Here is a 26247-nt window from a genome sequence, read left to right on the forward strand (position 1 = left end):
GAAACCATAATCGCCCATAGTTACTAACAGCGGATTAGTTGCGCTGTGCCTCATTTAGGCCCTGTTGCTTCATTATCGGCTCCGGCTAAAGCGTCCTGCGTAAGCTGCCGGTATTAGTGACGCGTTGGGAAACCGAGTAATATGGCGTTTGCTGTCGAGGCGCGTGAAAGCGCTAACCCTTTCGGCTGGGCAATTTTCGGCTCTGCCAAGCTTTTCCGGGCTCTTCCGGTCATTGCTGCCATCGGCCTGGGGGCCGCTGTATCGACCTGGACACTGGCATCGGTTGCCACGATGCATTCGTCGGCAATGCCTGCCAACGAAGACAAGAGCCTGTTTGCCGATATCGCCATCGCTCCGAAGGCGCATGCGCATCACAATGCCGGCGCCGCGCAGGCCCTCGTTCACGTCAGCAAGTTTTCCCGGCTTCCCGGCCAAACGACCGTTTCCGACCGCATGACGGCGGATGTTCCCGCAAAATCCTCCAAGGACATGGTAGCGCTGATGCAGCGCCGCGGACTTTCGCTGCTTGCCATGCGCAACAATGGCAGCGAGATCGCTTCGGCGCTGAAGCAGCAGGCAGAGACACTCGCCAGCGCCGCGCCGATCCCGGCCGTGACGACGCCGGCCGCCCTGCCCGCTCCGGTTCAGGTTCAGGTCGCAGCCGTCAAGGCGCCTGAACCCGCAACGACCATGGCCGCCGCCGAAGCAATGCCGCAGCCGCGCCCGACGCCCGCCGCTTCCCCGATCGAGACCGCGCTCGCCGATGGTGTCGCCGCCTCCGACGAACCTTTCGGCCTCGTTCTCTCCGACGGCGGCGAGGTACCGCTGCCGATGGCCCGCCCGAACCGTCCGAAGACGGCGGCCAATGCACCGGAGACGGCGCTTGCCTATGCCAAGGTCGATGACGAAGACATCGAAGACGATATGCCGAAGGTCGGCAAGCCAACGCTGACGCCGATCGCCCGCGCAGGTGTTGCCGTCTACGACATTTCGGCCGGTACCGTTTACATGCCGAACGGCGATCGCCTTGAGGCGCATTCGGGCCTCGGCAACATGCGCGACAACCCGCGCTTCGTCGACCAGAAGATGCGCGGCCCGACGCCGCCGCATACCTATAACCTTCAGATGCGTGAAGCGCTGTTCCACGGTGTCGAGGCGATCCGCCTGCATCCGGTCGGTGGCGCCGGCGCCATCCACAATCGCGTCGGCCTGCTTGCCCACACCTACATGCTCGGCAAGCGCGGCGACTCCAACGGCTGCGTTTCCTTCAAGGATTACAAGCGCTTCCTGGCCGCCTTCAAGCGCGGTGAGATCAAGCAGCTGGTCGTCGTTCCGAAATATAGCGGCACCTCTGCCGGTTCGCCGAAGTCGACGCTGGCGTCGCTCTTCTCGCGCCGCTCCTGATCGCAATTTCGATGCAAGACAGAAGAGGCGGCCGCGCCACCGGCCGCCTCTTCTGCGTTGAGATGACACAAATCGCCGACGCGCCCATTGATCGCGATGGACGAACCCGGCATAGCTGCATTATGTACGACAAGGACAATTTCCGCTAAGGCCCTGCAATGGTGAATTATATCGAAGCCGCCACGGCGCCGCCGAAAAATACCGGCGCAATCAGGCTCTATGGCCCCGACGCTTTCGAAGGCATGCGCAAGGCCTGTCAGCTGACGGCACGCTGCCTCGACGAGCTGGCATCCATCGTCAAGCCCGGCCTGCCGACGGATGCGATCGACCGTTTCGTGTTCGAATACGGCATGGACAACGGCGCCCATCCGGCGACGCTGAATTATCGCGGCTATACGAAATCGACCTGCACCTCGATCAACCATGTCGTCTGTCATGGCATTCCCGATGCCAAGCCGCTGCGTGAGGGCGATATCGTCAATATCGACGTCACCTTCGTCGTCGATGGCTGGCACGGCGATTCAAGTCGCATGTATCCGGTCGGGCAGATCAAGCGCGCCGCCGAGCGCCTCCTCGAAGTGACGCATGAATCGCTGATGCGCGGTATCGCTGCCGTGCGGCCGGGTGCGCGCACCGGCGCGATCGGCGAGGCGATCCAGACCTATGCGGAAGCCGAGCGCTGCTCCGTCGTGCGCGACTTTTGCGGACATGGCGTCGGCCGCCTGTTCCACGATTCGCCGAATATCCTGCATTACGGCCGGGCCAACGAAGGCCCTGAGCTGCGCGAAGGGATGATCTTCACGATCGAGCCGATGATCAATCTCGGACGTCCGCATGTGAAGGTGCTGGCGGACGGCTGGACCGCCGTGACGCGCGACCGCTCGCTCTCGGCGCAGTACGAGCATACGGTCGGAGTAACGGCCACCGGCTGCGAGATCTTCACGCTTTCGCCGGGTGATCTCGACCGCCCCGGTCTGCCGCCGCTCAACGGGTAAAGCAAAGATGGCGAAAGGGCCTGTTCTCAATTCCGATGACGAACTGCCTTTCGACGATCTTCCCGTCGACGAACGCCTGTTCTTTGCAGAACAGCCAACCAAGCCCGCTTCCGTCGCAAAGACCGCGCCGCCATCGATCGGTGGCGAGCAGCATTACCACGGTCATCGCGAGAGATTGCGCAACCGCTTCCGCGAGAATGGCGACGGCGCGCTGGCCGACTATGAAATCCTCGAGCTGCTGCTCTTCCGGCTGATCCCGCGCCGCGACACCAAGCCGATCGCCAAGGCGCTTCTCGACCGCTTCGGAACGCTTGCTGCCGTCTTCGGCGCGCCGGCCGCGCTTTTGCAGGAGGTCAAGGGTGTCGGCGAAGCTGTGGCGCTCGATCTGAAGCTCGTCTCCGCCGTAGCGCAGCGCACGCTAAAGAGCGAGCTGCGCAACAAGCAGGTGCTCGGCTCCTGGTCTTCGGTGATCCAGTATTGCCATGCGGCGATGGCCCATGAAGCACGCGAGCAGTTCCGCATTCTCTTTCTCGACAAGCGCAACGCGCTGATCGCCGACGAGGTGCAGGGGCGCGGCACGGTGGATCACACGCCGGTCTATCCGCGCGAGGTGGTGAAGCGTGCCCTGGAGCTCTCCGCCACTGCGCTGATCCTCGTCCACAATCACCCTTCCGGCGATCCGACGCCCTCGCGTGCCGATATCGACATGACGAAGATGATCATCGATACGGCAAAGCCGCTCGGCATCACCGTTCACGATCACATCATCATCGGCAAGGACGGGCATGCCAGCCTCAAGGGCTTGCGCCTAATCTGATCCCTTTCAGGTGAGTGTCAGTTTCGGCTCGCAGAGAGTGCGTGCTGCATATTCCGCAGCGCGACTCGAGCTAGAGATTTCGATGGCATTGGCATTTCCGCGTCTGACCGTTTCTCCGATTACCAAACGCATCCTCAACGTCTTCGGCCTGCTCGCCGTCCTGATCGGCGGCTACTATCTCTATCTGCTGGCGACCGACAATTTCCATGCCGTCGTTGCCGGTGAGGTCTACCGCTCCTCGCAGCCGTCGGCCTCAGCGATCGCTCGTTTCGAAGGCAAGTACGGGATCAAGACGATCCTCAACCTGCGCGGCGAGAACGAGAAGCACGGCTGGTATGACAGCGAGATCGCCCAGTCGAACGCGCTCGGCATCAAGCATATCGATTTCCGGATGAACTCGTCGACGGAGCTGACGCCCGACCAGGCGATGCAGCTGATCGCCATCATGCGCGATGCGCCGAAGCCGCTGCTGATCCATTGCCAGGCCGGTGCCGACCGGACGGGCCTTGCCTCGGCGCTCTATCTCGCCGCCATTGCCCGCAAGAGCGAGAAGGTTGCGGAGGGTCAGCTGTCGCTGCGCTACGGCCACATCCCCTACTCTTTCTCGCATGCTTTTCCGATGGACATAACATTCGAGAAAATGGAACCCCTGCTTGGCTTCGGTGATTCCTGATACCTGCCCCTTAAAGCATCTGTAACATTGACCAGATACCGGTGAATGCGCGACATTTTGCGGCGCAATATCTGATTCCTCTTCCAAGCCGGGGCTGAGCCATGTTCCAGTACGATCTCGTTGTTGTGGGCAGCGGTCCCGCAGGCCGCCGCGGCGCCATTCAGGCTGCCAAGCTCGGCAAGAAGGTTCTGGTCATCGAACAGGGCAAACGCGTCGGCGGCGTCTCGGTTCACACCGGCACCATCCCCTCGAAGACGCTGCGCGAAACGGCGCTCAATCTCTCCGGCTGGCGCGAACGCGGCTTCTACGGCCGCGCCTACCGCGTCAAGGACGAGATCAGCGCCGAGGACCTGCGCCGCCGCCTGCTGATCACCCTCGACCACGAAGTCGAAGTTCTCGAACACCAGTTCGCCCGCAACCGCGTGCAGCACATGCGCGGCAAGGCGAGCTTCGTTGACGCCTCGACGCTGCAGGTCGTCAAGGACGACGGCGAGACCATTCAGGTGGCAGCCAACAGCGTTCTGCTCGCCGTCGGCACCAAGCCATTCCGCCCTGATTATATGCCCTTTGACGGCAAGACCATCATCGACAGCGACGAGCTGCTCGATATCGAGGAACTGCCGCGCTCGATGGTCGTTATCGGCGCCGGCGTTATCGGCATCGAATATGCGACGATCTTCAGCGCGCTCGACACCGCCGTCACCCTGCTCGATCCGAAGTCCACCATGCTCGATTTCATCGACAAGGAGATCGTCGAGGACTTCACCTACCAGCTGCGCGACCGCAACATGAAGCTGCTGCTCGGCCAGAAGGCCGACAAGGTGGAGAAGCTCGATAACGGTAAGGTGCAGCTGACGCTCGACAACGGCCGCCACCTGACGACCGACATGGTGCTTTTCGCGGCCGGCCGTATGGGCGCCACCGACACGCTGAACCTGCCGGCGATCGGCCTCGAGGCCGACAATCGCGGCCGCCTGAAGGTCAATCCGGAAACCTTCGAGACCTCCGTTCCCGGCATCTATGCGGCCGGTGACGTCGTCGGCTTCCCGAGCCTGGCCTCCACCTCGATGGAACAGGGCCGCATCGCGGCGCGCGTTGCTGTCGGCGCCGTCGCCAAGGAGCCGCCCAAATACTTCCCCTACGGCATCTATGCCGTTCCGGAAATCTCCACCTGCGGCCTGACCGAGGAGGAAATGAAGGAGCGCGGCATTCCCTATGAATGCGGTATTGCCCGTTTCCGCGAGACATCGCGCGGCCACATCATGGGTCTCGATACCGGCCTTCTGAAGCTGATCTTCTCGCTGAAGACCCGCCGCCTGCTCGGCGTTCACATCGTCGGCGAAGGAGCGACCGAACTCGTGCATATCGGCCAGGCCGTCTTGAACCTGAAGGGCACCGTCGAATATTTCGTCGAGAATACCTTCAACTATCCGACGCTCGCCGAAGCCTACAAGATTGCCGGCCTCGACGCCTGGAATCGCATGGGCGACATCAAGTCGGAACTCTGAGCCGGCTCAGTTCGCCAGCATATTGTCGGGTTTCATCCAGTCGAGCTCGCCCAGAGCCGCCAAGAGATGCTGTGCGACGGCCTTGTTGCCCTCACGCACCGCGATGTCATAGGCGGTCAGGCAATATTTCACCAGGGGCCTTGTCAGCATCGGCTCTTCCGACACCGGACAGACGATCCCGGCATAGAGATGCGGAACGCCGCTGCGGTCGCGGAAGCAGCGACCGAACACCATGACATAGGAATAGGTGCCATCGACCTGGCGTGTCCGGTAGCTCTGCTGCTCGGGCTCGCCGGTGGTGATCGTCTGGTGGATCGTCGCGGCGACGCCCGGCCGGTCTTCCGGGTGAATGCGCTCGATATAATTCTCGAGCGGCAGCCCGCGCTCGGCGGTGTGATAGTCGAGCCCGAAGAGATCAGCCACGGCGCCATCCGCATAAAGCAGGTTGGACGCTATATCCCAGGTGAAGAAACCGGATTCCGCAGCCAGACCGTTATCGGCCTCGCCTTCGATGGCGCTGTTCTGGAAGGCCACGATTTTCCCCTCTGCATATCGACGCAATCCTGAAGTGTAGAGGATAGGCCTCACACCGCAAGACACTGATTAGCAAATATGAAACTTCTTCACAGCCTGTAAGTCAGTACGCTTGCCGACAAAGAAAAAGGCCCCGCCGCGAGGCGAGGCCTTTCGAAATCCTGATCGGATCTGCCGATTATTCGGCGTCGCCTTCGGAAGCCTTCTTCTTCGGAGCAGCCTTCTTCTTCGGAGCTGCTTCTTCGCCTTCCGAAGCTTCAGCCTTGGCAGCTGCCTTCTTCTTCGGGGCCTTCTTGGCGTCCTTGTCCGAGCCTTCGCCTTCTTCGTCGGCGAGCAGCTCTTCCTTGGTGACCTTCTTGTCGGTGACGTCGATCTCGGTCAGCAGATGGTCGATGACCTTCTCTTCGAAGATCGGAGCGCGGATCGAAGCGGCGGCACCCGGCTGGCTGCGGAAGAAGTCGAGAATCTGCTTCTCCTGGCCCGGGTACTGGCGCAGCTGCTCATAGATAGCGCGCTGCATTTCGTCTTCGGACACTTCGACACCGGCCTTTTCGCCGATTTCGGAGAGAACGAGGCCGAGGCGGACGCGGCGCTCAGCGAGCGTCTTGTACTCTTCCTGTGCCTTGTCTTCGGTCGTGCCTTCGTCTTCGAAGGTGCGGCCCGACTGGGCGAGATCGTTGTTCACCTGGCTCCAGATGCCGTTGTACTCGGCGTCAACCAGCGACTTCGGGGTCTCGAACTTGTACATCTCGTCGAGCTGGTCGAGGATCTGACGCTTCACCTTCTGGCGGGTCAGCGAGCCGTACTGCGATTCGATCTGGCCGCGGACGATTTCGCGCAGGCGGTCAGCCGATTCCAGGCCGAGCTTCTTTGCGAGTTCGTCGTTGATCTCGGTTTCGCCCGGAGCAGCAACGTCCTTGACGGTGACGTCGAAGGTGGCTTCAGCGCCAGCGAGGTTCTTGGCCGGGTAATCGGCCGGGAACGTCACGGTGATGGTCTTTTCGTCGCCAGCCTTGACGCCGACCAGCTGGTCTTCGAAGCCCGGGATGAAACGGCCGGAGCCGAGAACGAGTTCAGCGCCCTGATCGGTGCCGCCGTCGAAGGCAACGCCGTCAACCTTGCCGACGTAATCCATCGTGACGCGGTCGCCGTCGGCAGCCTTGCCCTTCTTGGTTTCGTAGGAACGGGCGCTTTCAGCGACCTTCAGGACCTGTTCGTTGACTTCGTCGTCGGAGATGTCGACGACTTCGCGGGTGATCTTGATGCCCTTGGTGGACTTCAGTTCGATCGGAGGCAGAACTTCGTAGGACAGCGTGAATTCGAAGTCCTTCTCAGCGGAGAGGATCTGTTCCGCCTCGTCCTTGTCTTCGGTCATGGCGACTTCCGGCTGGGTGGCGGACTTTTCGCCACGGCTGGAGAGGATCTGGGTCGGCTGTTCGCGAACGATCTCGTTGACGAGGTCGGCCATGATGGACTTGCCGTAGACCTTCTTCAGGTGAGCCGGCGGTACCTTGCCCGGACGGAAGCCGTTGATGCGGACCTTGTCCTTAACGTCGGCAAGACGCTCGTTCAGCTTGCTTTCCATGTCCTTGGCCGGGATAACGACCTTGATTTCGCGCTTCAGCCCTTCAGCGAGCGTTTCGATAACCTGCATGTCTTCCTACCTTCATTTCGTTGGCGGCCGTGCCCAGACGCCTTCGTTTCGATGAGCACGACGCCGGACAAACTTGGCCGCGCGTGGCTTGTTGTTCAAATTCCAATGCATCCCGCAGTTAAGGGGGACGGCGCCATCCTGCCGGGTAATCGGGATCTCCCGCCTGCAAGCCAGCTTTGGTGCGGGTAGAGAGACTTGAACTCCCACGCCTTGCGGCACCAGAACCTAAATCTGGCGTGTCTACCAATTTCACCATACCCGCGTTCGCAAAACCGCATGCATATGCCTGCGCATGAGGCCTTCCGGAGCGCGGCGTCTCTATATCACCCGATTTGGTAGAGGCAAAGGAAAAATGAAGACCGGATGACAGGGAGTTTTCACCCGGCGGGCGGCAATCCACAGGGCAATCGGCGCCTCAGTAAACCGGCTCCTCATAGGCGGGCTTTCCATCGACCAGCAGGCTGCGGATCTGTGCCGTTCCATCGGCCGAAACACGCACGGCGATGGAGACGTTTCCATCCTGGCGGGCCTCCTCCAGCGGCTTGCCCTCGCCTTCCGGAACATAATAGCGCTCGATGCCATATTCGACGCGGATCATGTCGCCGCTCGACGCGCCGTAGCTATAGAACGGCTGGCTTTTCACGACGACGCTGCCGGTCTCGGGCATCAGCGCGGTGAAGGACGATTCGGCGATCGCCCAGAAGCCGTCCGGCTGCGACCTGAGCCGCACCCACAGCACCTGCTCGCCCGCATCCTTGGGAAGGCCGCCCTTGACGGTGCTGACCGGCACCGAGGAGATGTCGTAATTCAGGATGACATAGTCGCCGCGCAGGAAATCGCGCGGATCGACCGGCGCGGTCTTCAGCACGACCTCGGAGCCGCTGCGCAGGATCGCAGCGCGGCTCTCTATTATATAACCGAGGATCGCCGTCTGCAGCACGGCTGCGATGATGGCGGCGACGAGATAACGGCGGCCCGAACGCGGGCTCGAGAGAACGGCGCTCATCGGACCACCTCCTGCCGCTTGCCGCCGAAGCGTCTCTCCAGGCGGATCACCAGCCAGGCGACGACAGCGACGAAGAGACCCGACAATAGGAAGAGACCTGAAGTGCCCAAGATCGAACCGACGGTCTCGGACGCCAGATAAAGGATCTCTCCGGCAAACATCAGATAGGCGAGATAGCGCACCGCGCCGTTGTCCCTGCCCTGCAGCGCGATCGCCAGCACGGAGACGCCGAGCGTCGCCAGGCTGAGCAGGACCAGCGCTCCGCCCTGCTCTAATTGTATATTGAGAAGAAGCAGGCCGACGGCGGCGACCAGGAAGGCGTAGAAGGCGGGAGCAGCGCCGGCGGTCAGGATGAACTCTGTGACGCGCAACGGCGGCAGGCTGACGGCAAGGAAGACGGCCATGCCACAGACGACATAGACCATCGCGAGCCACAGATCCTCGTTCAGCGTATAGATCCAGGCAAGCCAGGCGACGGCGAGCAGATAGGCGAGATGACGCACCCTGCCCGCATCGGTGTAGCGCACCAGAGCCACCGTCACCGCGCTCATGACGATCGGCAGCCAGGCGCCGATGCCGATCCAGCGGCCGTCATTATTGTTGAGATAGACTGCAAACGATGCCCAGGAGAGGAAACCGGCAATCGCGACGGCCGGCGCGGAACGAAAGAGCGCGGCGGAAATGACGGCGATTGCAAACCACAGATACATCACCACCTGCTCGTCGCCCGAAAGATGGTACATCTGGCCGATCAGCGAGATGGCGCCGCCGAAGCCGAGCACAGCGATGACCAGCAGCGCGTTGCCGGCCGCCTGCGCCCCGCGGGCGAACAGAGCCGCGGCGCCGAGATAGGCCGCCCAGATTATGATCAGGATGGCGCCGACGCGCACGAGCCTCGGAATGGCCTCCCAGTTGGAGGCGATCAGCAGCAGGACCGCGGCGCCGAGCAGGACGGCGGCGAGCACCATCAGTACCCGGCCAAGACTGAAGCTTGCGGGACGGGCGTCGTATTCGCCGAGCATCTGCTCGGCAGCGACCTCCGTGATCAGCCCCTTGTCGACCCAGATAGAAAGGTCGCGCTCCAGCCTGCCTCGATACATTCCAGCCTCCGCCCCGGTGATGGCATTGCCTAGCGTTATAGGCGGCCAAGCCGTTAGGCAATCCCGGGCTGCAATGCAGGAATCTCACTGTGCGAAGTTGGGGCACTTATTAACCGCCAATTAACGAGGCATTGCTAATATGTGGATATTGCAGCAAGGCATGCATGAGCCGCATAGCCACCATGAAAATATTGCACTGCAAAATAATCAAAAGTCATACTATTTAAATGATCAAGAAGCACGGGTATGGCAGCCCGGCCCGGTTTACCGGACGCCTGCGGACATGATGTTCGTAAAAAGAATTCGGAGCAGCGCACTCCTCCTCCCAGCGCCCTCCGATAGACTGACAACACTCCTCCTCCCAGTTGTCAGTCACCTACATGACGCCCGCCGGATCCTCCCCCGGTGGGCGTTTTGTTTAACGGCAGGTTAAACGATTAAACATCAGCGAATCCGGATAAAGCCGCAAAGCGTCCGCAGGCGCCCGCGCCCATGCAGAATGCATGCCGGAGCGCCAAGTCGAGCGCCGCGAGCAGACGGCCCTACCCTTCACCTGAATCGCGCCTGGAAAGCCTCTCTCCGCCATCCCTCGACTGGCTTTTCACCTTCTGGCCGCAAATGGCGACATCTTGGCGGGCAAAGTGACCAAGAGAAAATCATTCTGCCTATTCGTTGACAACAAAGCGGCGAAAACTTGTAATTCACCGCCCGAGATCTGCATTTCATGCATGGGTGGCTTGAATTCTTGTCTCTGTTAGTTCTTCGCGGCGCAACATATATTCAGCTCATCAAATAGAGGCCAGCGCGGAAAGGCTGCAGCTGGCAGATCGCAAGCCCTAGGAAAGGGGACCAACATGAACTTCAGCCGCTCTTTCAACAACTGGCGCAAGTACCGTCAGACGGTTTCTGAACTTGGCCGCATGACCAACCGCGAATTGCACGACCTCGGCATCGACCGTTCGGACATCCATCGCGTCGCTCGCGAGGCAGCTGCCCGCTAATCCAGGCGATCAGCGTCCTCCCAAGCTGATCTCCTCCCCAAAACGCCCGGTGCTCACGCTACGGGCGTTTTCTTTTGTCTGAAATTTACACTTTCGTAAGAGTTGCAGGCAAAAAGAGCTCACTTTTACCGCTCAAAAATTCACACCTGCGTATTTAGCGGGCAAATCATTGCACAAACGCATAGCAGATGCCTTTTCTTTGCACTGCACAATATGACAGCGATCCACTATATGAATGTGCAAGCGCAGAGACGGCGATGACGCCGGCCGCGAGACACCTTCAAGGATGATAGAAATGAACCCGATCCGCATTGCAAAGAGCTGGATTAGCTACCGCCGCACTCTCAACGAACTCGGCAACCTGTCCAACCAGACCCTCTCCGATATCGGTATCAACCGTTACGAGATCCGCAACATTGCATCCCGTTCGTTCCGCTAATCAACGGCGAATGCGATACACCCAAAACGGCGCCGTTAGGCGCCGTTTTCGTTTTTAGGCATCCGTCAGCGCCGCCAGGGTGCGTGCCATCGATAGCCGGCACGGCATGATGCCAGGCGATGCCCGTGACTGATTTCCGATTGTCCTGAGAGATGTGGCGTTTGACTGCGCTCGCCATGCGCCGTTGGCTTTACGCCAGAAAGGCAGAAGCCGCGCTCCAAGCGCGGCCTGCTGTTTCAGGTGGTCGGGAAACGATCAGTTCCGCCATCTTCCCGAAGAGTTCGCTTCGCTGCTAAAGAAGCGGGATGCGGCCTCGGTGCGATTGCGGACATTCATCTTCTTGTAGATGTTGCGAACGTGAACCTTCACCGTGTTCTCCGAGAGATGGAGCTCATCGGCGATGATCTTGTTCTGCGTGCCCTTGCAGATGAGATCGAGGATCTGGACTTCGCGGGTGGTCAGGGCGGACATGTCCCCCTGGCGCAGACGCAGCGCCCCTGCCCCGGCGGCTGCGACCGAACGTGTCTCGTAGAGCGACCGTTCAGGCTGCACCGCCTGGTTCGTCAGCCGGTTCAGCAATGCGGACGGGAAGTGTTCGCCGCCCTTCATCAAGAGATCGACCGCCGCCATGAACACGTCGAGCCGCAGATTGAGCGGCAGGACGCCGTCGATCACCCGTGCCTCGACCAGACGGTTGACATAGGGTTCCATCATATCGATCGCTTCGACCACGAGCGCAATCGACGTCGCGGGATGGTTTTCCCTGACGGCCGCCAGCGCCTCGCTGAGCTCGGCTCCGGTTATGTGGTAGAAGAGAACGAGCGTGGCATCGTTCGCATCGTTTTCCAGCATGGCCTTGGAGTAGCCCTTGCTGATGACCTCACAGGTAGGAAACTTTTTCGCGAGAGCCTCGACGAGGCATTCGGAGAACAAGTCTGCATTGGCAATTACAAGTATCGTGTCCCCGGCCGGACCGAACTTTCGGCCCTGCTCGGCATCACCAGTCTTCGACGCAGTCATGAACATTTACGCCTCCCCATAGCGTTACACGTTACAAATGCTTTGAGTGATACTTCGGGCCGCCCGGACGGGCGCCCCTGATAATTCCCGTCTTCATTAGTTAGCCATTTCTTAATTATGGTAATACGAAGTTGCATTGAAGGAAATGGCCCAAACGGGTTAGTTTTTGTAAATATACAATGACATTTCCTATTGCAGCGGTTGTATTGCACCCTTCCTAGATAACTTATGGGGTATATTGCCGATTATTTTTTGGGTTCGATGGTATTTTCGCATCAATAATAGACAGGCGGTCTTTTTCACTCTTTCGGCCAGCGCCAATTAACCGGAATGTTACTTGTGCAAGTCTTTTGACGTAGACTTGAGCCAAAGCGAAGCAGCGCGATCGCCCGCAAATGGGGGCGACCTCCGGCGCGTTCCGGTTCAACCTTGGGGATGATCGGATGGCGCGCTTGATCAGTCCGGGCGAAGAGCACAAGGCTCCGAAGCGCTAGCCCGAATTGGTATCTAGGAAGTTCAGTATTTCTCCCCCAAAGTTCTAGGGTCGCTGACTGGCGGCACCCGAAACGCGGAATATCCCCTCACGACTGCGATATCTCTGCTTTTCTATTGGGGCAACTCAAACAACTGAAAGCATGAAGTCTTCAATCACATGATTGCGGAACTAGATCTGTGCGTCCTTGTACTGAGTTACGCGCAATCCAATACGTCAGGTTTGGCCAACAAACCGAGAATTGAACCGCAGATGATCAGGTAATGCATACATCTGCATACCAGTAACAGTATCGGAGTAAGCGCGAGTAAATCCCATTTGAGATGAGAGGGATTTCGCACACTGCTCCGAATTCCTTTGGAGGAAGCGAAATGTCTAACTATCAGCCCGGTGGTGACACCGAAACCAACAACATCGGTGCGCTTGCCGACGGTTTCCTGGGCAATACCGCAATCAATGATCCGGACACCTCGAACGGTTCGACCGCCTATATCGGCGGCCTTGCCAATGGCGACAACCGCGACAACACCACGAATACCGACAACAGTGATAACAGCGACAATAGCAACAACAGCGATAACAGCGACAACAGCTCGGATATCACTGTCGACGCTACGCTCGATCTGCTGAACGGCAACAATCGCGACAACAGCTACGATTGGGACTACGACAGCAAGACGACCAACACCAATATCAATGATGCGGACACCAAAACGACCACCATCACCGATACGGATGTGAAGTCGGACTATGACTGGAGCTACGACAGCAAGTCGTACAGCGACAACGATATCAACACGAAGACCGACACCGACATCAAGACGGTCACCGATACCGACGTCAAGACGACCACGACGAGCGACAGCTTCAATACGGCTGACAGCTTCAACAAGACCGACAACGACACCACGAATACGGCGGACAGCTTCAACAAGTCGGACGACGACTTCGCGACGGTTCATGACGTCAAGGACTTCGACAACCTCGGCATCGCCGGCGGTGACGTGAACTTCAACCTCGGTGACAACTTCTCCTTCACCCTGGATGTCGACAACATCCTGAACGGCAGCCTCGGTGGCGGCAATGCCTTCAATGCCATCCAGGCGAACCATCTTGCGGACCAGGATTCGGTCTGGAGCATGAAGATGGATGCCGCGAATGCGACCAATAACGTCTCCACCGCGGGCAATAGCGCGACCGGTGCGGAAGGTATCGATCTCGGCCACCATGGCGGCTGGACCGGCGGTGCCGGTGACGACGTCAACGGCTCGAGCGTTGCGGATGCGTCCTCGATCCTTGCGAATTCGGGTATCCATATGGAACTCGTGCAAGGCGCGAACATGCTCAGCAATACGTTCGACGCGATCGGCCACGACTCCAATACCGTGGGCCAGGACTCGCACGACGGCGCATAACCTCCAGGACTGTCCAAGACATCCTGCACCGGCGGTCCCGCCGGTGCAGTTTGGCGGCTTGATGCAGCACACGAGAGTATCCGTGACGGGCGGGTATGCTGTTGAGAGGCCGGGCACCGTGGCAAACGGGAGGGGCCACCATGCATACAGAGAAGCTTTCAGAAATCATTGCGCACTTCATCGGCCTATTCGATACGGCGACCGAAGAAGCGAAAATGCGCAATGCCTATGCCGAGGGTTCTCGGCCGACCGAAGACAGCGCGCTGCCGCATGACGAAGAAGCGGCCGCGCAGAAATTTGCCTCGGATCTCGAGCTGAAAGACTACGATCCGAGCGCGCCTTACCGGTCACTCGCCTATGACATCAATTTCGCGCATCCGCGCTTCCTCGGCCATGCCTTCGAGGAAAGTATCGCCAAGCTGAACGAGCTGGCGCATCGCGACCTGACAGGGCTGCATTTCACCCCGCAGATCACCGTTCCGGGCGAAGATCCGCTGCTGCCGATCTATGCCGGTCCGGGCTCGATGATCGCGCATGTCTCGCAGATCAACATCCTCTATGACGACGACTTCCTGAACCTGTCGGATCAGCAGGTCGATCCTCGCGACACCAGTTTCGTGACGATGAAGCTGATCGAGTATGAGGAGAAGGCCGAGGCGCTGTCGCCGTTCCAGGAGATCCACCGGACCGACAATGCCGAGGCGCTGACCAAAATCGCCGACAGCATGCACGACTATATCCGCTCGATGCCGGAGGCGTCCGATGAGACACCTGACGGTCAGCCGCAACCGACCTTCGTGACCGACGGCGATGCCGACAGCCCGACCTATCTCTACAAGAGTGCGGGCGATGATCTCAGCAGTCCGTCCTATATCGTCAACGGCGTTGCCACCACGACGGCACCGGTGCTCGACGACATGATGCCGGACCGCGGCATCGCCAAGCCGCCGGCCGACCTTGAAGACAGCAAGAGCGACACGCCGCAGGAAGAGCATGGCGGCCCGGGCAATACGCTCGAAATCGCAGCCGGCGCCAATGTGCTCGCCAATATCGTGCAGATAACCGATACCTCGGTGATCTCGTCCGTGACCGCCGTGATGGGCAACTACCATCAGATCGACGCGATCACCCAGAGCTATATCTATAGCGACCACGACGATTTCGGCGGCGTCTTCGACAAGTCGCAAAGTGCTGCGACCGTCGCCAACAATATCGCCAGCTTCCAGCGCAGCGTCTATGACGACGGTGGCTCGCAGCATTCTGCCTCCACCGACGACGGACACGATCCGACCTTCCCGACCGCCTGGCGCGTCAGCGTCGTCAATGGCGACGTGTCCTTCGTCAACTGGATCGAGCAGTATCATTTCGTCAACGACAACGACACGATGACGATCACCGCCACCGGCACGGATGCGACCGTGCTGACGGGCGGCAACTCGGCCGTCAATTTCGCGTCGATGTTCGGCATCGGCATGCAATACGATCTGGTGATCGTCGGCGGCAACGTTCTCGACATGAACGTCATCTCGCAGATCTCGGTGCTCTACGACAATGATTGGGCCCGCGGCCAGGACGGTGCCCCCGGCGCCACGATCCAGGGCGGCAACAACCTGATCTGGAACCTTGCCGAGATCCACAATGTCGGCGCCAACGACCGCTTCCAGGCGATGCCCGACTACATGGCCGCCACCCAGAAGGCGATCGAGGAACGCGATCCCTCGATGCCGGAAGGACTTGCCCATGACGCCAACTTCGCCGGCTATGCGGGGCTCAACGTCCTCTACATCACCGGCAACCTCTATGACGTCAACGTCATCAAGCAGGTGAGCATTCTCGGCGATTCCGACGACGTCACCCATGTCATCTCGTCGATCGCCCAGAACAATCAGAACGCCACGATCCATGTCGATACCGGCAGCAATGCCGTCGTCAACATCGCCCAGATCATGGATTACGATACGATTGGCCATACGACCTACCTGAATGGCCAGCTCTATTCCGATGCGATTCTGATCCAGAGTGGCCTTGTCGAACACGACACGACGCAGCCGCAGCAGGCACCGCTTGCCAATGAAGCCATCGCCTTCCTCGGCAACGACAGTGACCAGCACGCCAGCGGCTCCGACGACGTGACGATCAATGGCGGCCACGACTACGCATGGCACCTGACCCACCCGGATGTGATGCAAGGCGTCACCGCATAGTTTTGAGTAGAGGGAAGCGCTCCCATGAATCACATTCCAAAGAACACCTTCACCGGAAGCCGCACTTTGGGACTCGGCCGGCGCGGCAGCGCGTTCGACGAGGATATGACCGATGCCTGCATGTCGGCGATCGACGACGCTGTCGCCAATCTTCGCCTGCTGACCGAGAAGCGCGCCGCAGCGCGCGCCGCCGAAGCTGCTGCCTTCCGGGCCGCTGCCGCCGAGGATCTTGCACGGACGGCTGAGGTGCCGGAAGCCGTCGAGGCTGAGGAAGAGGTTGCTGCGATCGAGATTGCCGCTGTGCCCGAAGCTGCCGCTCCGGCTGAACCGGAGATTCTGGCCGAAGAGCCGGCACCGGTTGAGCATGAAGACACAGAGGCGCGGGCGGAAGTGGAGGTCGCGGCTCCGACAGTGATCGAAGCGACGGCCGAAATCGAAACCGTTCAGCAGGCCGAGGTTCTGCAAGAGCCCAAGGCCGTAGAGGTAGAAACGCCTCCCGCACCGGTCGAAATCGCGACAGCGGTGGTCGAGCCTCCGGCCGTGCAGGCAGAACCCGTGAGCGCTCCGGTAGCGGCCGAAGCCGAAGAGACAGTCGCTCGCCGCACACCGCAGACGCCGGAGATGCCGGAAGCCATTCCGCAGGAGCCTTCGGAGCTGAAGCAGAGCCCGACGATCCCGTTCGGCAAGACGATCGAGGGCAATACCGGCCCGCTGCAGGAAAACGACCGGCGGCTGAAGACCGGCGGGGGCGGCAATGGCAAGGATCCGGATTCCGGTGGTGGCGGAGGCGGTGGCGGCGGCAACGGCGCGAACTTCCACAAGCGCAGCGAGCCGGTGAATTTCGCGGCCAGCCTCGCCAAGGGCATTGCTGCGGTCCGCCGCAACATGGTGATCGTCATGGCCTTCACCATCGCCATCAACATTCTGCTGCTGGCGATCCCGCTCTATCTCTTCCAGATTTCCGACCGCGTGCTGACCAGCCGCTCGATCGATACGCTGGTGATGCTGACGATCGCCGTGCTCGGCGCCGTGCTGATCCAGGCCTTCCTCGATTCGATCCGCCGCTTCATCCTGATGCGCACCGCCGTCGAGCTCGAAGTGCAGCTGGGGGCGCCGATCCTCAGCGCCGCCGCCCGCGCCTCGCTTCATGGCACCGGCAAGGATTACCAGATCCTCCAGGACCTGCAGCAACTGCGCGGCTTCCTGACGTCAGGGACGCTGATCGCCTTCCTCGACGCGCCGCTGATGCCGCTGTTCATCGTCGTGGTCTATCTCGTGCATCCGCATCTCGGCCTGATCATCATGGCCTGCTGCGCGGTGCTGTTCTTCATCGCCTATCTGAACCAGAAGTTCACGGCGCGGCAGTTCGCCGACGCAAACACCTATCTCAGCCGCGCCAACTTCCACCTCGATTCCATGGCGCGCAACTCGCAGATCATCAATGCGCTCGCCATGATCCCGGAAGCGGTGAAGATGTGGGGCCGGGAGACGGCCGGATCGCTGAAGAGCCATGTGGCCGCCCAGGACCGCAACATCATCTTCTCCGGCATCTCCAAGGCCTGCCGCATGATCACGCAGGTCGCACTGCTCGGCTGGGGCGCGCATTTGTCACTCTCCGGTGAATTGACCGGTGGCATGGTGATCGCCGCCTCCATCGTCTCGGGACGCGCGCTGGCGCCGATCGAGGGCGCGATCGAAGGCTGGCATCAGTTCAACCGCTCGGCTGCCGCCTATGGCCGCATCAAGCAGCTGCTGATCAACTCGCCGCTCAACTTCCCGCGGCTGCGCCTGCCCAATCCGGAAGGCCGTCTCGATGTCGAGCGCATCCTGTTCGTGCCGCCGCCGCAGAAGAAGGTCATCCTCAACGGCATTTCCTTCTCGCTGAGGAAGGGCGAATCCCTTGCCGTCATCGGCAATTCGGGTTCCGGCAAGACGACGCTCGGCAAGATGCTGGTCGGTTCGATCCTGCCGACATCGGGCAATGTGCGTCTCGACCTGATGGACCTGCGCAACTGGGATCAGCGGCAGTTCGGCGAAAGCATCGGCTATCTGCCGCAGGACGTGCAGCTCTTCCCCGGGACGATCAAGGCGAATATCTCCCGCATGCGCGACGATATCGACGATCACCAGATCTACGAGGCCGCGGTTCTGGCCGACGTGCACGAGCTGATCGCCAGCTTCCCGCAGGGCTACGAGACGATCGTCGCGGCCGATGGCGCGCCGCTTTCCGGCGGCCAGAAGCAGCGCATCGCGCTTGCCCGCGCCTTCTTCGGCAATCCGAAATTCGTCGTTCTCGACGAACCGAATTCCAACCTCGACACGCAGGGCGAGGCCGCGCTTGCCCGCGCGCTGATCCATGCCAAGAAGCAGGGCATCACCACGGTGACCATCACCCAGCGCCCTGCCCTTTTGCAATGCGTCGACAAGATCCTGCTTCTGAAAGACGGCTCGGTCGGCATGTTCGGCGAGCGCATGGAAGTTCTGCAGGCGCTGCAGGGCAACGGCAACAATCGTCCTCAGCCGCGTATCGAAGGGTAATCGAAATGGCTCATACCAGTCTGCAGACGGTCAACAATCCGGTCGAATGGTATAGCGAGGTTCCACGCTCGATCCGCTATCACACGATGATCGGGCTTGCCGTGCTGATCATATCCTTCGGCAGCTTCGGCTTCTGGGCCGGCACTGCGCCGCTTGCCTCGGCGATCATCGCCCAGGGCAGCTTCGTCGCGACCGGCAACAACAAGATCGTCCAGCATCTCGAAGGCGGGATCATCAAAGACATGCGCGTCAGCGAAGGCGACGTCGTCAAGGAAGGCGACGTGCTGCTGACGCTCGATCCGACTGCAGCGCTCTCCAACGACCGCATGCTGAAACTGCGGCGTCTGCGTCTGGAAGCCGTCGTTGCCCGCCTGCATGCCGAGGCCGCCGGCGACCGGGATTTCAAGATCCCCGACATCGTCATGGCCGAAGCCAGCGACCCCGATATCGGCTCGATCATCCAGAGCCAGAACATCGTCTTTCACAGCAAGCAGGTGAAGCTTGAGGAACAGCTGAACCTGATCGAGAAGAACATCGCTTCGCTCGAATACCGCTACAAGGGCTATAGCGGCCAGAAGGACTCCTTCGACCGGCAGCTGGCGCTTTTGACCGAAGAGCGCGATTCCAAGGCCCGCCTCGTCAAGGTCGGCTATATGCGCAGGACCGACCTCCTGGCGATCGAGCGCGCCATGGCGGATGCGATGGGCGATATCTCGCGCCTGCAGGGCGAGCTCAACGAGAGCGAGGCTGAGATCGCCAAGTTCCGCCAGGAAGCGATCATTGCCGTCAACTCCAACAAGCAGGCGGCGCTCGATGCGCTGGAAACCGCTGAATCGGATCTCGACAGCGTGCGCGAGCAGGTGCGCGAGGCACAGGGCGTGCTTGAGCGCACCGTCATCCGCTCGCCGGTCAACGGCACTGTCGTGCGCGCTTATTACCACACGGCCGGCGGCGTCATCACCACCGGCAAGCCGATCATGGAAATCCTGCCGGCCCATGTGCCGCTGATCATCGAAGCGCAGGTGCTGCGCACCTCTATCGACCAGCTGCATGAAGGTCAGACGGCGGCGATCCGGCTCTCGGCACTGAACCGGCGCACGACGCCGGTACTCAATGGCAAGGTCTTCTATGTCTCGGCGGACTCGATCGAAGAGAATGCCGGGCTGCAGACCAAGGACGTCTATATCGTCCGCGTCGAAATCCCGGATTCGGAGATCGCCAAAGTGCATAATTTCCACCCGGTCCCCGGCATGCCGGCCGACGTGTTGATCCAGACCTCGGAGCGCACCTTCTTCGAATATATCACCAAGCCGATCACCGACAGCATGTCGCGTGCCTTCAAGGAGCGCTGAGATTTATAATACAAAGAGACTAGGAGCTTCCGCCGCCGATCTGCAGTATTCTCGCTCGCAGGATCGGTTGGTGGAGGCTTCTATGGCGGCCATGTCTGACGTGCTCTTGCGGGTTGGGCGGCTGAACTATGTCTGGACCAATACCGAGAGCCTGCTGATCTATGTCATCGCCCATCTTCTCAGGGTGGAGAAGGATGCGGCGATCGTGGTTTTCCTGACGCTGAACACCACACGGGCGCGCATCGACCTTGTCGAGCGTCTCGCCAAGCTGCACTCGACCCCTGCTTCCGATCGCAAGACTATCCTTCACATGATGATGCGGCTGAAGAAGGAATCGAAGATGCGCAACAAATACAATCACTGCATCTATTCCTTCGACGACAAGGGGCAGATCTCCTCCACGCAGCTGATGCGGCTCGTCGAGGACGACAAGGAAATCCGCTACGGCAAGGTGGAGCAGCTCGACCAGCGGGAGCTCGATGCGCTTGAGCGCTCGATCGGCGAGATCGTGGCGATCAGCAATTCGCTCTGGGAGTTCATCCATGCCAGCGAGCATGCCTCGGCGCATATCTAAGCCCTCGGCATCGGCCGCGTGATCCACCAGAAAACCAGCGCCATCACACTGAATGAACAGCCGAGCGCACAGACGCCCGGCCAACCGGCATATGCGTAGATCATCGTCGAGGTGATGGCGCCCAGCGCGCTGCCCGCGGAGTAGAAGACCATGTACCCGCCGACGAGGCGGCTTCGTGCTTCCGGGCGGGCGGCCAAGATCAGCGTCTGGTTGGTGACATGCACGGCCTGAACGGCGAAATCGAGCGCGACGACGCCAAGCAGGAAGACCGGCAGGGAAGCCGGCAGACAGAGAATAGCCGCCCAGGAGATTGCCAGCAGTGCCAGCGAAGCGCCGGTGACCGGTTGCGCTAAGCCTCGATCCGCAAGCCGACCGGCGCCGCTTGCCGCCAGGGCACCGGCAACGCCCGCCAAGCCAAACAGGCCGATAGCCGTATGCGACATGAGATAGGGCGAAGCGCTCAACGGCAGGACCATTGCCGTCCAGAGCGTGCTGAAGCTTGCGAAGATCAGGAACGCCAGCACTGCCCTTGCGCGTAGCAGAGGATAGCGCAGGAAGAGCAGCGGGACGGATCGGAGGATCGCGACATAGCCTTCCTTCGAACCGGATGGCTTTTCACGCGGCAAGGTCTTGGCCAGGAGCATGCTCATGATCAGCATCAGCATTCCCGATGCCAGATAGACGGTCCGCCATCCTCCGAGATCGGCGAGCAGCCCGGCCCAGAGGCGTGCGGCGAGGATGCCGATAACGACACCACTCGTCACCAGCCCCACGGCCCGGCCCCGCTCCTCGGGTCCTGTCAGCGACGCGGTCAGTGCGACCACCACCTGAACGACGACGGACAGCAGCCCGAGAGCAATCATCGCGACTAACAGCATGAATGTTGATGGCGCCAGGCCGACGGCAGCGGCGGCGGCCGAAAGCAGCATCGTCTGTGTAATCACCAGCCGGCGTCGGTTGGCGATATCGGCGAGCGGCACGATCAGCAGCAGACCCGCGGCATAGCCAATCTGCGTCAGCGTCACGACGATGCCGATATCGGCGGTATCGAGGCCGAAATCGGCGGCCATCGAGCCGAGTAGCGGTTGGGCATAGTAGACATTGGCGACGCTTGCGCCGCAGGTCGCAGCGAAGAGAAAAAGCGTCCAGGGACCGAGGTTCGATTTTACCCCGGAAGACGATGGGGTTACCTTGAGGAAGTCCATAAGCGTGATCCCGATTGAATCCAGTTCAATTATGAGACCACTTGAGGTGCATGCATTCCAGTTCTATTTTAGAACCAGAATGGAGGACTGATAATGAAGCGGAAGAGCTTTCGCGAGGCCGAGTGCCCGGTTGCACGTAGCCTCGATGCGATCGGCGACTGGTGGTCGCTGCTGATCATTCGCGACGCTTTCGACGGCATCACCCGCTTCACCGCCTTCCAGCAGAATCTCGGGATTGCCAAGGGCATGCTGGCAACCCGGCTTCGCGACCTGGTGGAAGCCGGTGTTCTCGACCTCGTGCCAGCCTCCGATGGCAGCGCCTATCAGGAATATGTGCTGAGCGCAGCAGGGCGCGACCTCTTCCATGTCATCGTCGCCCTGCGCCAATGGGGCGAGGCGCATCGCTACAGACCGCAGGAGCGCCGCTCGGTTCTCGTCGATACCGAGAGCGGCGCGCCGGTTGCCCGGCTGGAACTCCGCGCCGCCGATGGCCGGCGGATTGCCTGGCCGGATACCCAGGTGATTGCGCCTAGCTGAGCAGCCATTCCCTAACCCGCAAGGCTAGCCCGATTTGATGCCGGTTTTTATCCGAACGGCATATTTGATGCCTGCCGTTTCCCCATAGAATGCAGGTTCCCGAACTGTGTAAGGGGTGTTGGGAGGGGGATGATGCGCATTGACGTGATCGACACGGAGGCCGGTTTCGACGGGCTCCGCGAACAGTGGGAGCGGGTCTATGGCAACGATCCCTACGCCCAGCACTTCCTTTCCTGGATCTGGCTGAAGCCCTATCTCGCGCGGCGAAACCGCTGGTTCGTGCTGGCGCTGCGCGAAAAGCCGGAAGGTTCGCCTTACGTCGCCTTCTTCCCGTTACGGGTGGTCACCCAGCACGACGAGAAGACCGGCCAGTTCATCGACGAGATCATCATGGCCGGCAACTGCTCGGCCGATTATACCGGCTTCCTCGCCGAACCTGCCTATGAGCAGAACGCCATCGAAGGCTTCTCTCAATATCTCAAGCAGCAGAACTGGACGCATCTGAAGGTCGAGTTCTTCTACGGGCCGCAAGAGCGGCGCGACGCCTTTCTGCGGGCATTGGAAGGGCCTGACGTGATGTTTCGCGACAGCTCGCCGAAGAATGCCGAGAATATCGACAATTGCATCTGCCCGGTCGTTCATCTGCCCGACAGTTTCGACTCCTATCTCGACACCAGCATGAGCAGCCAGACGCGGCAGAAGCTGCGCCGCTTCATGCGCAAGGTCGAGGCCGACGAGAACTACCGGATCACCATGGCAACGCCGCAGACGATCGAGCGCGATCTCGACATTCTCTTCAGGTTCTGGCGGATCAAGTGGCTTGCCAAGAAGGGCGAGGAACGGACCGACCGGCTGATCGCCGGGACGCGGACCCTGCTGATGGACAGCTTTGCGACGGGCAATCTCGATGTTCCCGTCCTCTGGTATGGCGACCGGCCGCTCGGCGTGCTGGCCAACATGATCGACCGGCAGAAGAAGTCGGTCCTATTCTATATCACGGGCCGAGACGAGGAGTGGAAGACGCCCTCTCCCGGTCTCATCCTGCATGCCCACTGCATCCGCAAGGCGATCGCCGAGGGTTTCAAGACCTACGACTTCCTGCGCGGCACCGAGCCCTATAAGTACATGTTCGGGCCACAGGAGCGGCAGCTCTCCTGCACCATCTTCCGCAGCCGCACCGGCCGCAATCTCGGCGAGGTCATCAATCGGCGCAGCGTCGATTTCATCTATGAGCGGGCGCTCGACATGTACCGGCGCGGCGACAAGGCCTATGCGGAGGCCGCCTTCAAGCAGCTGCTCGCCACCGTGCCCGGCCATATCGGCGCCGAATTCGGGCTCGCGAGCCTGACCTTCGACCGCGGCATGCTACCGGAGGCCGAAGCCGCTTTCACAGCGCTGATCGGCCGCGTCAAGGATCCCGCCCCCGTCTATCTGAAGCTCGGCGAGACACAGCTGGCGCTCGGCACCTATGACCAGGCGGCCAAGACCTTCGGCAAGATCATCCAGATCGCGCCCTATGATGCACAGGCCTATTACAAGCAGGGCGTGGCGCTGGCCGGCGCCGGGCGGAAGGACGAGGCCACCCGCTCCTTCTCGATGATCGAGCAATTCAACTACGACGACCCAAAGCAGCAGGCCTATGCCGAGAAGGCGCGCGATGCCCTGCGCCGGATCGTCACCGAGCAGGGGCCGGAGCCGAAGGTACGGGCGAAGAAAGCCAAGCAGGCGAAGCGGGTGCTGCCGCTACCGTCACGGCCGAAATTCGAGCGGGAGCCGGCCTTCTCCTGATCGTGGTGCGAAGCCCTGCCTTTTTGAACGCGGGAGTTTCCTGCGCTGACGAGGCGTGATAATCAGCCGCCCATGACCAAGACCTCTTCCCACTCCCCTATCCATGTCATCGGCGGCGGCCTCGCAGGCTCCGAAGCCGCCTGGCAGATCGCCAATGCCGGCGTTCCCGTTGTCCTGCACGAGATGCGCGGCGTTCGCGGCACCGATGCGCACAAGACGGATAGCCTTGCCGAGCTCGTCTGCTCCAACTCCTTCCGCTCCGACGATGCGACCAGCAATGCCGTTGGCGTCATCCATGCGGAAATGCGCATGGCCGGTTCGCTGATCATGGCCTGCGCCGACAAGCATCAGGTTCCCGCAGGAGGCGCGCTTGCCGTCGACCGCGACGGCTTTGCGGAAGCCGTGACCAAGGCGATCGAGGAGCATCCGCTCGTCACCGTTGTTCGCGAGGAAGTCGCCGGGCTGCCGCCGAAGGAATGGGATCAGGCGATCATCGCCACCGGCCCGCTGACGGCGCCGTCACTTGCTGAAGCCATCCAGGCCGAGACCGGCGCCGATGCACTCGCCTTCTTCGATGCCATCGCGCCGATCGTCTATCGCGAGAGCATCGACATGGATATCTGCTGGTATCAGTCGCGCTACGACAAGGTCGGCCCCGGCGGTACCGGCAAGGACTATATCAACTGCCCGATGACCGAAGAGCAGTACAATGCCTTCGTAGACGCGCTGATCGCCGGCGACACCGTCGGCTTCAAGGAATGGGAAGGCACGCCCTATTTCGACGGCTGCCTGCCGATCGAGATCATGGCCGAGCGCGGTCGCGAGACCTTGCGTCATGGGCCGATGAAGCCGATGGGCCTCACCAACGCCCATAACCCGACCGTAAAGGCCTATGCCGTCGTGCAGCTGCGCCAGGACAATGCGCTGGGCACGCTCTACAATATGGTCGGCTTCCAGACGAAGCTGAAATACGGCGCGCAGGCGGATATCTTCCGGATGATCCCCGGCCTGGAGAATGCCGAGTTCGCCCGCCTCGGCGGCCTGCACCGCAACACCTATATCAATTCGCCGACGCTGCTCGACCACTCGCTGACGCTGAAGTCGCGCCCCGGCCTGCGTTTTGCCGGTCAGATCACCGGCTGCGAAGGCTATGTCGAAAGCGCCAGCGTCGGTCTTCTGGCCGGACGCTTCGCGGCTGCTGAGCGCAAGGGCGAAGCGGTATCGCTGCCGCCCGTCACGACGGCGCTCGGATCTCTGCTCGGCCATATCACCGGCGGCCATCTGGTGACTGACGAGGAACCGGGCAAGCGGTCCTTCCAGCCGATGAACATCAATTTCGGACTGTTCCCAGAGCTGCAGCCGGGCTCGATCGTCAAGCCGGAGGGCGTCAAGCGCTTCCGCGGCAAGGACAAGACGATCATGAAGCGTCAGCTGATCGCGAAGCGGGCGCTTGCCGATTGCGCCGCGTGGCTCGGCCAGAACGTACTGCTCGCCGAAAGCGCCTGATCAGAGATCAATGATTGTTGGCTGCCGGCTCTTCGGCCGGCGGCAGCACCAGATCGGCATCGGCAACATAATTGCCGAGCAGCCAGAGCGAGACTTCGGACGCCTCCTTGGCGGAAACGAATTCGAAGGTGCCGTTCTGATGCGGATGGTCGAGGAAATCGATCACCAATCCCTTGCCCGTTTCCGAGCTTGCAACACGGACCCTGCCCGGCTGAAGCACGTGGCAGGAGAAGTGGCGGTGCATGCTGCGCATGAAACCGGCCTTGTTGTCATGCAGGCGCACGAAGACCACCTGGCCGTCGGCCGTTGCCTGCAGCTGGCGGATCGCCTCGTGCGGGAAGGCGCGATTGAACTCGAGGATCGCCAGACCCATGTCGCGCAAACCCTCTTCATCGCGGTTCTGCGATGCCATCCGCGTCGCCACGAAGGCAAGGAGGAACAGGGCTGCGAAAATGACGATCCAGACGATGATGCTCAACGCCGT

Annotated in this window: 22 protein-coding genes and 1 tRNA gene; 15 read left to right on the forward strand and 8 right to left on the reverse strand. The window is 60.8% G+C overall.

Features of this window, described 5'->3' with window-relative positions; all coding sequences use genetic code 11:
• The first annotated feature begins 141 nt into the window (after positions 1-141).
• The 5 genes from F2982_RS00660 (at position 142) to sthA (ending at position 5397) form a co-directional block, all read left to right on the forward strand.
• Complete coding sequence (locus F2982_RS00660) at positions 142-1404, forward strand: DUF2778 domain-containing protein (RefSeq protein ID WP_203428960.1); 1263 nt, start codon at positions 142-144, stop codon at positions 1402-1404.
• Positions 1405-1562: 158 nt separating this feature from the next.
• On the forward strand, positions 1563-2399 hold the full coding sequence (gene map / locus F2982_RS00665) for a type I methionyl aminopeptidase (protein WP_203428961.1): 837 nt from the start codon (positions 1563-1565) through the stop codon (positions 2397-2399).
• Between the two features lie 7 nt (positions 2400-2406).
• A complete protein-coding gene (gene radC / locus F2982_RS00670) occupies positions 2407-3216 on the forward strand; it encodes a DNA repair protein RadC (RefSeq protein ID WP_203428962.1) in 810 nt (269 codons plus the stop codon).
• Positions 3217-3298: 82 nt separating this feature from the next.
• Complete coding sequence (locus F2982_RS00675) at positions 3299-3889, forward strand: dual specificity protein phosphatase family protein (RefSeq protein ID WP_203428963.1); 591 nt, start codon at positions 3299-3301, stop codon at positions 3887-3889.
• Between the two features lie 101 nt (positions 3890-3990).
• Positions 3991-5397 (forward strand): Si-specific NAD(P)(+) transhydrogenase, encoded by a 1407-nt coding sequence (gene sthA, locus F2982_RS00680; RefSeq protein WP_112711603.1) that lies wholly within the window; start codon positions 3991-3993, stop codon positions 5395-5397.
• Positions 5398-5403: 6 nt separating this feature from the next.
• On the opposite strand, the gene F2982_RS00685 is transcribed toward sthA, so the two are convergent.
• From F2982_RS00685 to F2982_RS00705, 5 genes are all read right to left on the reverse strand, one after another.
• Entirely contained in the window at positions 5404-5931 is a 528-nt protein-coding gene (locus F2982_RS00685) for a PAS domain-containing protein (protein ID WP_246777488.1), read from the reverse strand.
• Positions 5932-6109: 178 nt separating this feature from the next.
• Positions 6110-7585, reverse strand: a complete 1476-nt coding sequence (gene tig / locus F2982_RS00690) for a trigger factor (protein WP_112711602.1) — start codon at positions 7583-7585, stop codon at positions 6110-6112.
• A 177-nt stretch (positions 7586-7762) separates the two neighbouring features.
• Positions 7763-7847: transfer RNA gene (locus F2982_RS00695), tRNA-Leu, on the reverse strand.
• A 153-nt stretch (positions 7848-8000) separates the two neighbouring features.
• Positions 8001-8591: a GDYXXLXY domain-containing protein gene (locus tag F2982_RS00700; protein WP_203428964.1), complete on the reverse strand. Its 591-nt coding sequence runs from the start codon at positions 8589-8591 to the stop codon at positions 8001-8003.
• Positions 8588-9691, reverse strand: coding sequence for a DUF2157 domain-containing protein (locus tag F2982_RS00705; RefSeq protein ID WP_203428965.1), 1104 nt, complete (start codon positions 9689-9691; stop codon positions 8588-8590). The genes F2982_RS00700 and F2982_RS00705 overlap by 4 nt, the downstream gene beginning before the upstream one ends.
• A gap of 854 nt (positions 9692-10545) precedes the next feature.
• On the opposite strand from F2982_RS00705, the gene F2982_RS00710 reads away from it, so the two are divergent.
• Positions 10546-10692, forward strand: coding sequence for a DUF1127 domain-containing protein (locus tag F2982_RS00710; RefSeq protein WP_112711599.1), 147 nt, complete (start codon positions 10546-10548; stop codon positions 10690-10692).
• Positions 10693-10987: 295 nt separating this feature from the next.
• On the forward strand, positions 10988-11131 hold the full coding sequence (locus F2982_RS00715) for a DUF1127 domain-containing protein (protein WP_112711598.1): 144 nt from the start codon (positions 10988-10990) through the stop codon (positions 11129-11131).
• Positions 11132-11386: 255 nt separating this feature from the next.
• On the opposite strand, the gene F2982_RS00720 is transcribed toward F2982_RS00715, so the two are convergent.
• Positions 11387-12157 carry a response regulator transcription factor gene (locus F2982_RS00720; RefSeq protein WP_199629369.1) on the reverse strand — a complete coding sequence of 257 codons (771 nt, stop codon included), beginning with the start codon at positions 12155-12157 and terminating at the stop codon, positions 11387-11389.
• Between the two features lie 858 nt (positions 12158-13015).
• Between F2982_RS00720 and F2982_RS00725 the strand changes: the two genes are divergently transcribed.
• The 5 genes from F2982_RS00725 to F2982_RS00745 all read left to right on the forward strand — a co-directional run bounded on the left by F2982_RS00725 (position 13016) and on the right by F2982_RS00745 (position 20727).
• Positions 13016-14059, forward strand: coding sequence for a fibrinogen-binding protein (locus F2982_RS00725; protein WP_130278428.1), 1044 nt, complete (start codon positions 13016-13018; stop codon positions 14057-14059).
• A gap of 140 nt (positions 14060-14199) precedes the next feature.
• Positions 14200-16263, forward strand: coding sequence for a hypothetical protein (locus F2982_RS00730; RefSeq protein ID WP_203428966.1), 2064 nt, complete (start codon positions 14200-14202; stop codon positions 16261-16263).
• A 105-nt stretch (positions 16264-16368) separates the two neighbouring features.
• Complete coding sequence (locus F2982_RS00735; protein ID WP_246777573.1) at positions 16369-18801, forward strand: type I secretion system permease/ATPase; 2433 nt, start codon at positions 16369-16371, stop codon at positions 18799-18801.
• A gap of 5 nt (positions 18802-18806) precedes the next feature.
• Positions 18807-20153 carry an HlyD family type I secretion periplasmic adaptor subunit gene (locus F2982_RS00740; RefSeq protein WP_112711594.1) on the forward strand — a complete coding sequence of 449 codons (1347 nt, stop codon included), beginning with the start codon at positions 18807-18809 and terminating at the stop codon, positions 20151-20153.
• A gap of 82 nt (positions 20154-20235) precedes the next feature.
• Positions 20236-20727, forward strand: a complete 492-nt coding sequence (locus F2982_RS00745) for a hypothetical protein (RefSeq protein ID WP_112711593.1) — start codon at positions 20236-20238, stop codon at positions 20725-20727.
• Here the strand turns inward: F2982_RS00745 and F2982_RS00750 are convergent.
• Positions 20724-21932: an MFS transporter gene (locus F2982_RS00750; protein ID WP_203428967.1), complete on the reverse strand. Its 1209-nt coding sequence runs from the start codon at positions 21930-21932 to the stop codon at positions 20724-20726. The two genes, F2982_RS00745 and F2982_RS00750, sit on opposite strands and share 4 nt — an antisense overlap.
• Positions 21933-22022: 90 nt before the next feature.
• Here F2982_RS00750 and F2982_RS00755 point away from each other — a divergent pair, with 90 nt between their 5' ends.
• The 3 genes from F2982_RS00755 (at position 22023) to trmFO (ending at position 25763) form a co-directional block, all read left to right on the forward strand.
• Complete coding sequence (locus F2982_RS00755; RefSeq protein ID WP_203429990.1) at positions 22023-22469, forward strand: helix-turn-helix domain-containing protein; 447 nt, start codon at positions 22023-22025, stop codon at positions 22467-22469.
• Positions 22470-22601: 132 nt separating this feature from the next.
• Positions 22602-24257 carry a GNAT family N-acetyltransferase gene (locus tag F2982_RS00760; RefSeq protein ID WP_203429991.1) on the forward strand — a complete coding sequence of 552 codons (1656 nt, stop codon included), beginning with the start codon at positions 22602-22604 and terminating at the stop codon, positions 24255-24257.
• Between the two features lie 72 nt (positions 24258-24329).
• Positions 24330-25763: a methylenetetrahydrofolate--tRNA-(uracil(54)-C(5))-methyltransferase (FADH(2)-oxidizing) TrmFO gene (gene trmFO, locus F2982_RS00765; protein WP_203428968.1), complete on the forward strand. Its 1434-nt coding sequence runs from the start codon at positions 24330-24332 to the stop codon at positions 25761-25763.
• A gap of 7 nt (positions 25764-25770) precedes the next feature.
• Here the strand turns inward: trmFO and F2982_RS00770 are convergent, their stop codons facing one another.
• The gene (locus F2982_RS00770) at positions 25771-26241 is read right to left on the reverse strand and encodes a hypothetical protein (RefSeq protein WP_203428969.1); all 471 of its coding nucleotides are present in this window, start codon (positions 26239-26241) and stop codon (positions 25771-25773) included.
• Positions 26242-26247: the final 6 nt, after the last annotated feature.

This window comes from Rhizobium sp. BG4, from assembly GCF_016864575.1.
GTDB lineage: Bacteria > Pseudomonadota > Alphaproteobacteria > Rhizobiales > Rhizobiaceae > Rhizobium.

Bases quoted from the DNA above. Each gene is read 5' to 3' on its own strand.
- map (WP_203428961.1), top strand. From the start codon at position 1,563: ATGGTGAATTATATCGAAGCCGCCACGGCGCCGCCGAAAAATACCGGC.
- F2982_RS00725 (WP_130278428.1), top strand. From the start codon at position 13,016: ATGTCTAACTATCAGCCCGGTGGTGACACCGAAACCAACAACATCGGT.
- radC (WP_203428962.1), top strand. From the start codon at position 2,407: ATGGCGAAAGGGCCTGTTCTCAATTCCGATGACGAACTGCCTTTCGAC.
- F2982_RS00730 (WP_203428966.1), top strand. From the start codon at position 14,200: ATGCATACAGAGAAGCTTTCAGAAATCATTGCGCACTTCATCGGCCTA.
- tig (WP_112711602.1), bottom strand. From the start codon at position 7,585: ATGCAGGTTATCGAAACGCTCGCTGAAGGGCTGAAGCGCGAAATCAAG.
- sthA (WP_112711603.1), top strand. From the start codon at position 3,991: ATGTTCCAGTACGATCTCGTTGTTGTGGGCAGCGGTCCCGCAGGCCGC.
- F2982_RS00735 (WP_246777573.1), top strand. From the start codon at position 16,369: ATGACCGATGCCTGCATGTCGGCGATCGACGACGCTGTCGCCAATCTT.
- F2982_RS00705 (WP_203428965.1), bottom strand. From the start codon at position 9,691: ATGTATCGAGGCAGGCTGGAGCGCGACCTTTCTATCTGGGTCGACAAG.
- F2982_RS00715 (WP_112711598.1), top strand. From the start codon at position 10,988: ATGAACCCGATCCGCATTGCAAAGAGCTGGATTAGCTACCGCCGCACT.
- trmFO (WP_203428968.1), top strand. From the start codon at position 24,330: ATGACCAAGACCTCTTCCCACTCCCCTATCCATGTCATCGGCGGCGGC.
- F2982_RS00660 (WP_203428960.1), top strand. From the start codon at position 142: ATGGCGTTTGCTGTCGAGGCGCGTGAAAGCGCTAACCCTTTCGGCTGG.
- F2982_RS00710 (WP_112711599.1), top strand. From the start codon at position 10,546: ATGAACTTCAGCCGCTCTTTCAACAACTGGCGCAAGTACCGTCAGACG.
- F2982_RS00720 (WP_199629369.1), bottom strand. From the start codon at position 12,157: ATGTTCATGACTGCGTCGAAGACTGGTGATGCCGAGCAGGGCCGAAAG.
- F2982_RS00700 (WP_203428964.1), bottom strand. From the start codon at position 8,591: ATGAGCGCCGTTCTCTCGAGCCCGCGTTCGGGCCGCCGTTATCTCGTC.
- F2982_RS00675 (WP_203428963.1), top strand. From the start codon at position 3,299: ATGGCATTGGCATTTCCGCGTCTGACCGTTTCTCCGATTACCAAACGC.
- F2982_RS00750 (WP_203428967.1), bottom strand. From the start codon at position 21,932: ATGGACTTCCTCAAGGTAACCCCATCGTCTTCCGGGGTAAAATCGAAC.
- F2982_RS00745 (WP_112711593.1), top strand. From the start codon at position 20,236: ATGGCGGCCATGTCTGACGTGCTCTTGCGGGTTGGGCGGCTGAACTAT.
- F2982_RS00760 (WP_203429991.1), top strand. From the start codon at position 22,602: ATGCGCATTGACGTGATCGACACGGAGGCCGGTTTCGACGGGCTCCGC.
- F2982_RS00740 (WP_112711594.1), top strand. From the start codon at position 18,807: ATGGCTCATACCAGTCTGCAGACGGTCAACAATCCGGTCGAATGGTAT.